At 64.4% G+C, this 13144-nt stretch carries 11 protein-coding genes; 7 read left to right on the top strand and 4 right to left on the bottom strand.

Translation table 11 applies throughout. The features are described from left to right. Nucleotides 1-12: 12 nt before the first annotated feature. Nucleotides 13-1932 carry a TOL_0244 family TonB-dependent receptor gene (locus AC3A6F_RS13220; RefSeq protein WP_487681413.1) on the bottom strand — a complete coding sequence of 640 codons (1920 nt, stop codon included), beginning with the start codon at nucleotides 1930-1932 and terminating at the stop codon, nucleotides 13-15. Nucleotides 1933-2118: 186 nt separating this feature from the next. Between AC3A6F_RS13220 and AC3A6F_RS13215 the strand changes: the two genes are divergently transcribed. Genes AC3A6F_RS13215 through AC3A6F_RS13205 form a run of 3 tightly spaced genes read left to right on the top strand, consistent with a single transcriptional unit; the run spans nucleotide 2119 to nucleotide 3825 of the window. After that, on the top strand, nucleotides 2119-2667 hold the full coding sequence (locus tag AC3A6F_RS13215) for a cytochrome b (protein WP_487681411.1): 549 nt from the start codon (nucleotides 2119-2121) through the stop codon (nucleotides 2665-2667). After that, complete coding sequence (locus AC3A6F_RS13210) at nucleotides 2664-3218, top strand: YceI family protein (RefSeq protein ID WP_487681409.1); 555 nt, start codon at nucleotides 2664-2666, stop codon at nucleotides 3216-3218. Before AC3A6F_RS13215 ends, AC3A6F_RS13210 begins: the two co-directional genes overlap by 4 nt. A gap of 37 nt (nucleotides 3219-3255) precedes the next feature. After that, the gene (locus tag AC3A6F_RS13205) at nucleotides 3256-3825 is read left to right on the top strand and encodes a YceI family protein (protein WP_487681407.1); all 570 of its coding nucleotides are present in this window, start codon (nucleotides 3256-3258) and stop codon (nucleotides 3823-3825) included. 160 nt (nucleotides 3826-3985) lie between these two features. Here AC3A6F_RS13205 and AC3A6F_RS13200 read toward each other — a convergent pair whose 3' ends face one another. After that, on the bottom strand, nucleotides 3986-5308 hold the full coding sequence (locus AC3A6F_RS13200) for a hypothetical protein (protein ID WP_487681405.1): 1323 nt from the start codon (nucleotides 5306-5308) through the stop codon (nucleotides 3986-3988). A gap of 302 nt (nucleotides 5309-5610) precedes the next feature. Here AC3A6F_RS13200 and AC3A6F_RS13195 point away from each other — a divergent pair, with 302 nt between their 5' ends. From AC3A6F_RS13195 to AC3A6F_RS13180, 4 genes are all read left to right on the top strand, one after another. Further along, a complete protein-coding gene (locus tag AC3A6F_RS13195) occupies nucleotides 5611-5880 on the top strand; it encodes a GlsB/YeaQ/YmgE family stress response membrane protein (protein WP_123067791.1) in 270 nt (89 codons plus the stop codon). Nucleotides 5881-5962: 82 nt separating this feature from the next. Continuing rightward, nucleotides 5963-7228 carry a cardiolipin synthase gene (cls, locus tag AC3A6F_RS13190; protein WP_487681402.1) on the top strand — a complete coding sequence of 422 codons (1266 nt, stop codon included), beginning with the start codon at nucleotides 5963-5965 and terminating at the stop codon, nucleotides 7226-7228. Between the two features lie 132 nt (nucleotides 7229-7360). Then, a complete protein-coding gene (locus tag AC3A6F_RS13185; protein ID WP_487681399.1) occupies nucleotides 7361-9520 on the top strand; it encodes a S46 family peptidase in 2160 nt (719 codons plus the stop codon). Between the two features lie 161 nt (nucleotides 9521-9681). Beyond that, complete coding sequence (locus tag AC3A6F_RS13180; protein ID WP_487681397.1) at nucleotides 9682-10776, top strand: alpha/beta fold hydrolase; 1095 nt, start codon at nucleotides 9682-9684, stop codon at nucleotides 10774-10776. Here AC3A6F_RS13180 and AC3A6F_RS13175 read toward each other — a convergent pair. Next, complete coding sequence (locus AC3A6F_RS13175) at nucleotides 10739-11413, bottom strand: CatA-like O-acetyltransferase (RefSeq protein ID WP_487681395.1); 675 nt, start codon at nucleotides 11411-11413, stop codon at nucleotides 10739-10741. The genes AC3A6F_RS13180 and AC3A6F_RS13175 overlap by 38 nt on opposite strands. A gap of 1 nt (nucleotide 11414) precedes the next feature. After that, entirely contained in the window at nucleotides 11415-12896 is a 1482-nt protein-coding gene (locus AC3A6F_RS13170) for an APC family permease (RefSeq protein WP_487681393.1), read from the bottom strand. Nucleotides 12897-13144 lie beyond the last annotated feature (248 nt).

The raw sequence follows: 13144 nt of genomic DNA, 5'->3' as shown, positions 1-13144 counted from the left end.
TCTACGCTGCTCTCAATAATCCCACCTCACCCTGACGCCCACCCGGCGCTCGAACTCCACCCAATACGTGCTGGAGCCAAACTCCGCATGCCCGCCGTTCAGGTTCTCGCCATATACCGACAGGGCCACGCCCGGCCGCACACGCCAACCGAAGCGCGCATCGAGCGCCGTGTACGACGCCACCCGTGACGCCGGCATCTCGCCCACCCGGCGCACGGTGACGTCGATCTCGCGTGCGTCGTCGATGTTGTAGCTCGATCGTAGCTGCGCCGTATGCGATGGGTCGCGCCGCGTCGCCTGCAGGCCCGCCACGTCGTTGCCACCGGGCTTGAGCTGCAGGCGCTGGTGCAGCGCGGTCCAGCCGGCCGACAGCCGCCAGCGCGGCATCGGCTGCCAGCCGCCCCAGGCTTCGATGCCGCTGGCGCGGCCTTCCATCAGGTTGTCAAACAGCAGATAACTGCGACTGGGGTCGAGTTCTTGCGTGCGCAGGTGGTCGTAGTCGTTATGGAACAGCGTGACCGAATACGAGAAGGCCGCCGTCGGTTGGCCGCGGTATCCCAGCTCGATCACGCGCGCCACCTCGCTGCGCACCCTGGGCCCGCCACGCAGGATGTACGGCGGCTGCCCCGGCACCCAGGCATCGGCGTCCAGCCGCGCCGGCGCACGCACGGTGCGCGCCGCCGAGGCCCAGAAGGCGTGCTGTGGCGACATGCGCCACGACAGGCGCGCGCTCGGCAACCATTCGACGCCGGTGTAATGGTTGTATTCGGCACGGCCACCCAGCGTCAGGCGCCAGGCGTCGCCAAGCGCGATCTCGTCCTGCACGAACAGGCTGCCCCAGCGTTGGTTGATGTCGGCCGGCAGGAAGGCGACGTACTGGCTGTTGCCGACGCGGTCGCGCGTCTGGCGGTAGTTGGCGCCCCACATCAGCCCATGGCGGCCGGCGACCGGCAGTGTGTGCTGGAATTGCAGGTCGGCCGTGGTCAGGCGCTCGCTGAACAAGGGCGGCGATTCGCGCACCGTGTGATCCAGGTAGGCCTGGACGGCGACGTCGCCGCCATCCGCGAGCTGACGCTGCCAGCGGGCGGTCAGGTTGGCGCCGTCGGAGCGCACGCGATCGAGATCGGTGGGGCCGCCCGGCACCGCGATTTCTCCGGGTTGCGGCTGGTCGAGCCGCCCCTGGTAGACGTTGCCGGTCACCGAATAACGGTCGCCGCCCTGCTCCCATTCGGCGCGCACGCCGGCATGGGTGCGGCGGTAGGCGTCGTCGATGCGTCCGCCGCCGACCCGGTCGCTGTCGCTGCGACGCGTGAACTTGCCATAGGCGCGCCAGGCCAGGCCGCCCGTGCTGGTGCCGCCCTGGCGGAAGGCGGCGCCGCCGCTGCCGTCATTCACGCCCTGCAGCGCCAGCATGCCGCCCTGGGTGTCGCGCGCCGAGCGGGTCGTGATGTTGATGACGCCGTTGACCGCGTTCAGGCCCCACATGACACCGCCCGGCCCGCTCACCACTTCAATGCGTTCGATGTCTTCGAGCAGCACGTCCTGGGCGTCCCAGAACACGCCCGCGAACAGCGGCGTGTACACCGAACGGCCATCGATCAATACCAGCAGCTTATTCGACAGCACGCTGCCGCCGCTGTTCTGGCCGCGCGCGCTGATCGAATAGGCGTAGCCGTTGACGCGCGCCACGTGCAGATTGGGCGCCAGGCGCAGCGCCTCGGGCAGGGTGTCGGCCCCGGAGCGGCGGATGTCGTCGGCCGTGATCACGAACACCGCCGCCGGCGCATCCTGCAGGCGCTCGGGCCGCTTCGAGACCGAGGTCACCTGGATATTGGCCAGTTCCTCGATCGAGAGGTCGGCCAGGTCGGCCTGCCCAACGGGGGCGGCAATGGCGGGCAGCGCCAGCCAGGCGGCGACGCCCGTGACCAACACAAGGTCGCGACAGCAATAAGTGATAAACACATTCATGAGCCGATTTTACATTCAGCCGGGCCGAATGGTGCATGTTTTACAAGTCCGTGCTAGTGTCTGCAACAGAAATCACACTCTGCAGCACGGTGACCACTTTTTTGCTATAGTTGGTTAGTTCTAACTCGTACTAGTTACCTGAATACAAACATGCGCCGCTATACGCTGCCCGCAATCGTGCTGCACTGGCTGATCGCCATCGCCATCATCGGCACGTTCACGCTCGGTCTGGTCATGACCGATATCCAGGGCATCACCATGGCCAAGCTGCGCTACACCAACTGGCACAAATGGGCCGGCGTCACCGTGCTCGCCCTGGCCGCGCTGCGCCTCCTGTGGCGCCTGTTCAACCACCCGCCGCAATATGCCGACGCCATGCCGGCCTGGCAGCGCGGCGCCGCGCACGGCCTGCACGTGCTGCTGTACGTGCTGATGTTCGCGGTGCCGCTGTCGGGGTATTTCTTCAGCCTGGCGGCCGGCTTCCCGGTCGTGTATTTCGGCGAGATCCCGCTGCCGGTGCTGATCGGGCCCGATCCCGAGCTGCGCGCCCTGCTGCGCGGCGTGCACTACTGGCTCAATATGCTGCTGGCCGCCCTGGTGGCCCTGCACGTGCTGGCCGCGTTCAAGCACCTGCTGGTCGACCGCGACGGCGTGATGCAGCGCATGCTCCCCATCCCTACCCCGAAGGAAAAACGATGAAACCATTCAAGGCTCTGCTGGTTGCGACCCTGGTCGGCGCCAGCGCCATTGCCATCGCCGTCCCGCTCAAGACCGATCCGGCCAAGAGCAGCGTCTCGGCCGTGTTCAAGCAGATGAACGTGCCGGTGGAAGCGCCGTTCCGCAGCTTCAGCGCCGCCATCGACTACGACGCGGCCAAGCCGGCCGCTTCGAAAGCGAACGTCCAGATCAATACCGCCAGCTTCGACATCGGCGACCCGATGTACAACAAGGAAGTCGCCAAGAAGGAATGGTTCAATTCGGCGCAATTCCCGAAGGCCAGCTTCGTGTCCACCAGCATCGCGCCAAGCGGCGCCGGCAAGCTGAACGTGTCGGGCAAGCTGACCCTGAAGGGGAAAACCGCTGACGTGACCTTCCCGCTGGCGGTCAAGGCCGAAGGCGGCAAACAGGTATTCGAGGGGCAGCTGCCGATCAAGCGGCTGGCCTTCAACATTGGCGAAGGCGAGTGGAAGGACACGAGCATGGTCGCCGATGAAGTCGTCATCAAGTTCCGCGTCACCGCAGCGCCGTAAGTTTTACCACCACCACACTCACAAGGGACATCACTACATGAAGATCAAGCACCTGATCGCGGCCGCCGCCGCCCTCGCCGCCAGCACCGCCTTCGCCGCGCCGGTCACCTATGACATCGAGCCGAACCACACCTACCCGAGCTTCGAGGCCGACCACATGGGCCTGTCGGTATGGCGCGGCAAGTTCAACAAGTCGAGCGGCAGCGTGACCCTGGACCGCGAGGCCAAGACCGGCTCGCTGGACATCACTGTCGACATCAACAGCATCGACTTCGGCCACGAAAAGATGAACGAGCACGCCAAGAAGCCGGACATTTTTGATGCTGCCAAGTACCCGACCGCGACCTTCAAGTCGAAGTCGATCAAGTACACCGGCGACGTGCCGACCTCGGTCGAGGGTGAACTGACCCTGCACGGCGTGACCAAGCCGCTGACGCTGCAGATCAACAAGTTCAAGTGCATCATGCACCCGATGCTCAAGAAAGAAGCCTGCGGCGCCGACGTCGTCGGCACCTTCAAGCGCGACGACTTCGGCATCAGCTTCGGCCTGCCGAACTTCTCGCCGGAAGTGAAGCTGGCGATCCAGGTCGAAGCCGTCAAGCGTTAAGCGTTAGCGCAAAACACGTCGTCCCCGCGAAGGCGGGGACCCAAGTTTCTTTGCCAGCCCACTGCGTTTAACGCAGGCACTGTGCTGGAACACTTGGGTCCCCGCCTGCGCGGGGACGACGTTTTTAGTACCGCGGTCGATCAGCTTTTATCGGTGCCGATCAACGCCCGTCACGATCGAAATCACCCGGAATCGCGCGCTCGACGCGGTGCCAGCCGGCGCGGGTCGCCGACTTGGCCTGGTCCCACTTCAGGCGCGAGTTGCCCTTCGAGCGTTCCCACTCGCCGGCCAGGTGGCCTTCGTTGGCGTCATAGCCGCCATCGTACTTGCCATAGCTGTTGTAGCCCAGCGCATAGGCCGGCGCGTAGTCGTCGTAGGTGTAGCCCGGGGTGTAGTACGGCTGGGTCTGGTACTGGGTGCGCCAGTACTCGTTTTCCTCGTGCGGATTGACCATGTGGCCGACGCCCTTGCCGGCCGCGCCGCCCGCCAGGCCGCCGATCGCCGCGCCCGCCGCCACGCCCAGTGGGCCGGCCGCAGCGCCGATGATCGCGCCCGCGGTCGCGCCGCCGCCGGCGCCCACGCCCTGCGCCAGGTTGTGGTCATGCAGTTCGTCGCCGACCTTCGGATTGACGACCTCACCCGCGCCACGGCCGGCCGCGCCGCCGGCCAGGCCGCCGACCACGGCGCCCGCCGCCATCCCGATCGGACCACCGACGGCGCCGATCGCAGCACCCGCGGCTGCGCCGGTGCCGGCGCCCACGCCCTTGGCCAGGTGGTGTTCGGCCAGGTCGTCGCCGGCCTTCGGATTGACCACTTCGCCCACGCCCTTGCCGGCGATGCCGCCCGCCACGCCGCCGACCACGGCGCCGGCCACGGTGCCGATCGGACCGGCAACGGTGCCGACGGTAGCGCCCAGCGCCGCGCCGCCCGCGATGCCCAGGCCGGCGCCGATTACGTGCGAGCCGCCCTGCTTGGTCCAGGATTCCTGGATATGGGCCGCGTCTTCGTCGGAGCGGGTATGCACGCCCATCACGATGCCGCCGTTCTTGATGCCTTCTTCATAGTGCTTGGCGCGTTCTTCGGGAATGCCGGCGCCGATCAGCGCGCCGATCAGGCCGCCCGTGATGCCGCCCGCGCCGGCGCCGGCCAGGGCCGCCGCCAATGGGCCGGCGACGACCACGCCCAGGCCCGGCAGCACCAGCGTGGTGCCGACCGCCGCGATACCGGCCAGCACGGCGCCGATGGTGCCGCCGATGCCGGCGCCGATGCCCGCGCCTTCGGCCGCCTTGCTGCCCAGTTCCGTATCTTTATCGGCGAAGTGGGTCGTGCGGGTGGTGTCGGACATCATCAGGTTGACGTCGTCGCGGGTATAGCCGCGATCGGACACGGTGCCATAGGCGCGCTCGGCGCTGGCGCGGTCGGGGAACAAGCCGGTGACCATGCGCTGGTTCTGGTCCTGACGATTGGTGTCGTAGCTGCTCATGTCAAATCCTTTCTGGTAGTTGGGGTGGCCAGGCGCTGTTGAAGCGGCACTGCCAGGGACGTCCACCTTATGCCCATGAGCTGCATGGCTCTGTTCGATGACGCACGGTTGACACAGTCCCGCTGAGATGCGGCCAACGCGGCCACGATCGACCGGACCGGTGCATGAACAGCGATGCAAAAACGCTATCTAACGTGAGTTGCCGCACCGACCTGATTGGGACGTATCTCTAGACTTTTTCCCATGGTCACGGCAATTGTTGGGCCTGGGGGTATGTCTTTTTACTTGAGGAGGAAGCAACTATGTTATTCATCATCTGGATCGTCGTCGGCGGCATTCTGGGCTGGCTTGCCAGCATGGTCATGAAAACCGACGCAGAGCAAGGCATCATTCTTAATGTCGTCGTAGGTATCATTGGCGCCTTCCTGGGCGGCTGGCTGCTGTCGCCGCTGTTCGGCACCGGCACCATCAACTCGGACGACTTCAGTGTCGCTTCGCTCCTGGTCTCGTTCCTGGGCGCGGTCATCCTGCTGGCCATCGTGAATCTGCTGCGTCGCGGTCGCGTTCGTTAATGAGTACGACTCGCAATCTGTAAAAACCAACGCCATGTGCGTTGGTTTTTTTTCCTCTGTGGTTTTATTGATGAGCCCAAAAATGTTCTGGACAGTGTTGATCACGGTCGCCGCGACGCTGGTGCTTGGCGTGCTGGCGCTGAATTTCATGCCGAGCGAAAAGCAGATCGAACGGCAACTGACACGGCAGTACGACACCCACGATCCGCAATTCCGCCGCTCGATGGGTGTGCTGCTGGGTCCCCCTATTCTTGAAGGAAACAAGGTCGACGCCTTGATCAATGGCGACCAGATCTTCCCCGCCATGCTGGCCGCGATTCGCCAGGCGGAAAAGTCGATCAACCTGGAAACCTATATCTACTGGTCGGAATCGATCGGCAAGGAATTTTCCGAAGCGCTGTCCGAGCGCGCCCGCGCTGGGGTGAAGGTCCACGTCATGCTCGATTTCATGGGCAGCATGAAGATGGACAATGCGCTGGTGGACGAGATGAAGAAGGCCGGCGTGCGCGTGCAGCGCTATCACAAGCCGGTCTGGTGGAAGCTGGCGCGCATGAACAACCGCACCCACCGCAAGCTCTTGGTCATCGACGGCAAGATCGGCTTTACCGGCGGGGTCGGCATTGCCGACCAGTGGCGCGGCAATGCCGAAGACGAAAATCACTGGCGCGACAGCCACTTCAGGATCGAAGGCCCGGTGGTCGGCCAGATCCAGGCGGTGTTCAACGACAATTGGACCAAGGCCACCGGCGCAGTACTCGACGGTCCCGACTACTTCCCGGCACTGGAGCCGAAAGGCACGATGCCGGCCCAGATGTTCTCGAGCTCGCCGACCGGCGGCAGCGAGAGCATGCACCTGATGTACCTGATGTCGATCACCGCCGCGCGCGAGACGATCGACCTGTCGGCCGCCTATTTCGTGCCGGACGAGCTGACCATCCGCACCCTGATCGCGGCCGCGAAACGGGGCGTGCGGGTGCGCCTGATCACGCCGGGTCCGATCATCGATTCCGACCTGGTCAAGGCCGCCTCGCGCGACCGCTGGCCCGAGCTGCTCGACGCCGGCGTGCAGATCTCGGAATACAAGCCGACCATGTACCACGTCAAGACGCTGATCGTCGACAAACTCCTGGTATCTGTCGGTTCGACCAACTTCGACAACCGCTCGTTCAGCATCAACGACGAGGCCAACCTGAACGTGCTGGACGAAGACTTCGCGGCACAGATGAGCGAGATCTACGAACAGGACTGGGCACGCGCCACGCCGGTGACCGAGCACAAATTTGCGCAGCGCCCGTGGTGGCAGCGCTTCAGCACCTGGGCGGTGTCGTTGATCGACAAGCAGTTATAAGCACGATTGTTGCAGCACAAACGGTTGGCTTTACTCGTTTGAAATACAGGTTGACGATCCGATACCGGATAACGATACTCATGAACGCTCCAAGAGTTCATGAGTATCCCTTCCCAACCAGATCAAACGCGCATGAAAAAGACCCTTCTCTCGCTCGCCATCCTGAGCAGCTTCGCCGCCCACGCGGACGAAGGCATGTGGATGCCGCAACAGCTGCCACAAGTAGCCAAGCAACTGAAAGCCGCCGGCCTCAAGCTGGATCCGGCCAATCTGACCCGCCTGACCGAGTTCCCGATGGGCGCCATCGTCAGCCTTGGCGGCTGCTCGGCTTCCTTCGTGTCGCCGCAAGGCCTGGTGGTCACCAACCACCACTGCGTCTACAACAGCATCGCCGTCAACTCGACCCCGGAGCGCGACCTGCTCAAGAACGGCTTCCTGGCCAAGACCATGGCCGAGGAACTACCGGCCTCGCCAGGCAGCCGCATCTTCGTGACCGACGAGGTCACCAACGTCAGCAACCAGGTCATCACGCCAGAAGTCGCCAAGCTGACCGGCAAGGCCCGCATCGACGCCATCGAAAAGAACCAGAAGACCCTGGTGGCGGCCTGCGAACAGGATGCCGGCTACCGCTGCACCGTGGCCAGCTACTACGGCGGCCTGGAGTTCTACCGCCTGAAGCAGCTCGAGATCCGCGACGTGCGCCTGGTGCACGCGCCGGCCGACGGCATCGGCAAGTTCGGCGGCGACACCGACAACTGGATGTGGCCGCGCCACACCGGCGACTACGGCTTCTACCGCGCCTACGTAAGCCGCGACGGCAAATCGGCCGAGTTCTCGAAGGACAACGTGCCGTACAAGCCGAAGCACATTATCAAGCTCGCGCAAGACCACGCCAAGGAGGGCGACTTCGTGATGGTGCTGGGCTATCCTGGCCGCACCAACCGCCACCGCCTGCCGTCCGAAGTGGCCTTCACCTTCGACTGGAACTACCCCGCCTTCGTGCAGGCCTCGGGCGAGACCCTGGCCATCATCGACCGCGAGACCAAGAACGACCCGGCTGCGCGCCTGAAGTACGCCGGCCAGATCGCCGGTGTGAACAACTACTACAAGAACCGCAAGGGCATGCTGGTCTCCTACCAGAGCAGCGACTTCTTGCAGCGCAAGACCGCCGAGCACAATGCGCTCAAGGCCTGGGTGAATGCCGATGCCTCGCGCAAGGCGCAGTATGGCGCCGACATCGACGCGGCCGAAAAGCTGATCGCCGAGCGCGACGCCGGCACCAAGAAGGGCTTCTTCCTGACCTACGCCCAGCCGAAGTTCCTGACCTCGGCGCGCACCCTGGTGCGCCTGGCCAACGAACGCGCCAAGCCGGACACCGAACGCAAGACCGGCTACCAGGAGCGCGACCTGCCGCGCCTGACCTCGGTCATCGAAGGCCAGGACCGCACCTACGACGAAAAAGTCGACAAGGCACTGGTGCTGAACTTCCTCAAGCAATACAACGCGCAGCCGGCCGCCGAGCATGACGCATCGTTCGACGCTGCCCTCGGCATCAAGCCGGGCATGAGCGAAGCCGAACTGAAGTCGGCGCTGGACCGCATCTATGCCGGCTCCAAGCTGGCCAGCAAACAAGAGCGCACCGCCTGGCTCAAGAAGTCGCCAGCCGACTTCAAGGCCTCGAACGACAGCTTCATCAAGGCCGCGGTCGCGATGTACGACGCCGACATCAAGGACGAGGAAAAAGGCGAGGAATCGGCCGGCAAGATCCAGCAAGCCTATGGCAACTACATGAAGGCCAAGATCGCCTACATGAACAGCAAGGGCCAGGCCGTCTACCCGGACGCCAACAGCACCCTGCGCGTCACCTTCGGCAAGATCGCCGGCCGCGACGTGGGCGCCGACGGCACCACCGGCTGGACCGCCTTCACCACGGTCAGCGGCGTAACCGCCAAGCACACCGGCGAAGGCGAGTTCGATGCGCCGGACAACCAGCTGGCTGCGATCCAGGCGAAGAACTTCGGCAAGTATGCCGATCCGAAGCAGAAGACCCTGCCGGTCAACTTCCTGGCGACGCTCGACATCACCGGCGGCAACTCGGGTTCGGCCGCGCTGAACGCCAAGGGAGAGCTGATCGGCCTGGCCTTCGACGGCACCCTGGATTCGATCATCTCGGACTGGGACTTCAATAACAAGATGACCCGCTCGATCCAGGTCGACACCCGCTACATGCTGTGGAATATGAAGGAAGTCGACAAGGCGGATAATCTGCTGAAAGAGATGAACGCGCTGTAATCGTTCTTTCTTCCTTCAAAGGCCGCGTCACCGCAAGGGGCGCGGCTTTTTTCATGGGGTTTTGCGCAGTTTATTCCGTCGTTTCGCCCGCCTGTCGGGTACGCCGTGACGCGTCGCGGGTCGCTCGCTACACTCGATTCACATCATGTCGGGAGAGCGAAATGAAAAACACCCTGATCTGCTGCCTGGCCGCGCTGGGCATGCTGTGCGCGGACGCCTGTGCACAGGACAGTATCGATGCCAAGCGGCTCGCCGGCGCCCGCGCCGCGGTCGAAGACCTGCAGCGCATCGTGGCGCCGCATGGCGTGCAGGATTCCTATAAAACCCGCATCGGCGGCATCGACCAATGGATCAATGTGCGCGGCCAGGACCGCGCCAACCCGATGATCCTGTTCGTGCACGGCGGCCCGGCGTCGCCCATCACGCCGACCATGTGGCAGTTCCAGCGCCCGATCGAGGAATTCTTCACGGTCGCCAACTACGACCAGCGCGGCGCCGGCAAGACTTTTGGCGAGACCGATCCGGCCGTCGTGGGCGAGACGATCCGCATCGGGCGCTACGTCGACGACCTGATCGAGGTGGCCGAACACCTGCGCGGGCGCTACGGCCAGCAGAAGCTGGTGCTGATGGCGCACAGCTGGGGCACCGTGATCTCGATGGCGGCATCGCTGAAACGTCCCGACCTGTTCGACGCCTACGTCGGCATCGGCCAGGTAATCAGCGTGCGCGAGAACGAGCGCATCAGTTTCGAATATGCGCTGGAACAGGCACGCATCCATGACGACAGGGACGCGCTGAAGGAGCTGCAGGCGATCGCGCCCTATCCCGGTGACCTGCCGATCACGCGCGAGCGCATCGTGGCTGCGCGCAAGTGGCCCCAGCATTACGGCGGCCTGTCAGCCTATCGCAGCGAATCGACTTATTTCTTCAAGGGCCCGCTGCTCTCGCCCGACTACACGATGGACCAGGTCAAGGCCATCGACGCCGGCAGCCTGCTCACGCTGGGCCGGCTGCTGCCGGAATTCGTCGAGGTCGACTATTCGAAGGTGAAGGAATTCCCGATCCCGGTCGTGATGTTCCTGGGCCGCCACGACTACACGACGCCGACCGCACCGACCGAGGCCTGGCTGGCGCAAGTGAAGGCGCCGTCGAAGCGGGCGGTGTGGTTCGAGCGTTCGGCGCACATGGCGCCGTGGGAAGAGCCGGGCAAGACCCTGGTCAGCCTGCTGGAGTATGTGCGGCCGCTGGCGAAGTAGAACGCATCAGCGCCGCCAGTTCGGCCGCGACCTGCTGGCCCAGCGAGTAGATATGGAAGCCATCGACAAAGCCGTGGTGGGCCTGCACCGAGAACGGCAGCACGAGCTTGCCGTCCGGACCATCACGGAACCGCCCCCAGGCCAGCGAAGGAATATCCGAGCGGCCGACGCGGGTGGTCGGATGCTGGATCGAGGTGAACTCGAGCCAGGGAATGCAGGTGACGAACACCTGGTCCTTGGCGTCGCGCGGCGACAGGGTCGCATAACGCTGGTTCAGCCCCGTCATGCCCATCGCCTCGACGCCGGCTGCCCGGCCGCGCGCAACGAATTCACGCAGGTCGTCGGACCAGTCGAAGGTCGCGAAATTGAGGTCGTCGTTCTGGTTCTTGACGGTGAACGACGGGATCAGGCGCTCGATGCGGATCACTTCGTCGTCGTGGATGCGATAGCGGAAGTTCTCGATCTTGAGGACCGAGCGCAGCACCGCGCACAGCAGCACGTGGAAGGGCGCCAAGCCCTGTTCCTTGCACCAGGGCCGGAAGTCCGGCAGCTCGAGCGGGAAGCACAGGTTGACCGACGGGCTGTCCATGCCGTCGAACAGTGCGAAACGGTCGCGCCGCTGTTCGAACTTGTCCATCTTACTTTGCCTTGTTCAGGCGGCTGTTGCGCATGCCGTAGCCGAAGTAGGCCACGACCGCCACCGCCATCCAGATGAAGAACACGCGGAAGGTCGCCGGCGACAGGTCCTTCATGATGTACAGGCAGGCCAGCACCGACAGGCCCGGGATCGCATACGGTCCGAACGGCACGCGGAAGCCCGGCGGCGCGTCCGCGCCCTGGCGCTTGCGGATCACCGGCACCGCGATCGAGACCACCATGAAGGCGGTCAGCGTGCCCATGCTCACCATATCCCACAGGAAGGTGGAGTCGACGCTGCCGGCCACCAGGCCGACCACCACGCACACGATCATGGTGTTCTTCACCGGCGCCTTGGTGCGCGCGCTCACCTTCTGGAACACTTGCGGGATCAGGCCGTCGCGGCTGATCGCGTACAGGATGCGGGTCTGGCCGTAGATCGTCACCAGGGTCACCGAGAACACCGACACCACGGCGCCGGCCGACAGCACCAGCGCCGGCCAGGCCTGGCCGGTCACGTTCTGCAGGATCACCGACAGGCCGGCCTGCTGGCCTTCGAACATATGGGCCGGCTGGGCGCCCATGGCGGCCACCGCGACCAGCATGTAGAACACGGTCACGATGATCAGGGCGGCGAGGATCCCGATCGGCACGTTGCGGCGCGGGTCCTTCACTTCTTCGCCGGCGGTGGCGATGGTGTCCAGGCCGATGAAGGAGAAGAACACGGTGCCGGCGGCGGCGGTCACGCCGGCCATGCCGGCATAGCCCGAGGCCTCGTTCATATTGAAGAACGGCTGGAAGTTGTCGGCGTTGAAGCCGGTGAAGGCGATAGCCGAGAAGAACACCAGGATCGCCAGCTTGATGATCACCATGATGGCGTTGGTGGTGGCCGACTCCTTGGCCCCACGCACCAGCAGGAAACCGCACAGGATCACCAGGATGATCGGCGGCAGGTTGATGTTCCCCGGATGGAAGGTCACGTTATGGTGGTCCGAGACGAACATCGGCGAGCGCAGCTGCTCCGGTATCTGCCAGTTGAAGGCGTTGAGCAGGAAGTTGTTCAGGTAGTCGGACCAGCCGATCGAGGTCGCGCTGGCCGCCAGCCCGTACTCGAGCAGCAGGCAGGCGGCGACGATGAAGGCCGCGAATTCGCCGACGGTGGCGTAGGCGAAGGAGTACGAGGAACCCGAGGCCGGCACCCGGCCCGCCAGTTCGGCGTAGCACAATGCCGTCAGGCCGGCGGTCAGCGCCGCCAGCAGGAAGGACAGCACGACCGCCGGACCGGCCTTCGGCACCGCCTCGACCATCGTGAAGAAGATGCCCGTGCCGATGGTGGCGCCGACGCCGATCATGGTCAGGGGGAACAGGCCGAGCGAACGGTGCAGGCCGGGCAAGGCGCCGGCGACGCCGACGCTGGCGGTTTCCTCATGATGCGGTGCTGCCGATTTGGTACGTAACAGCTTCTGGCCCAGGGTCTGGTTCACGGCGTGTCCTTCAATGCACTTTGGCGATCGCGGCTCGGCGGCCGCAGCTCGACAGTCTCAAAAACGAAGATGCGATTATAGGGGAGTCCGCCTCCCCCGCAATAAATAGTTTAAATAAGGTGCATTTGCAGGGCATCTTTGATAGAATTTCTTCCGTCGACTTACCGTTGCCCGCACGCGAAGACCATCAGGCGGGCTTTTTTCAGCACTAAAACATGCTTTTAAATTGCATCTAATAAGGACCTTCC

It is taken from the genome of Massilia sp. Soil_C_3, from assembly GCF_057657035.1.
The sequence above is the reverse complement of the archived record's forward strand: the minus strand, read 5'-3'. Positions and strand labels throughout refer to the sequence as shown.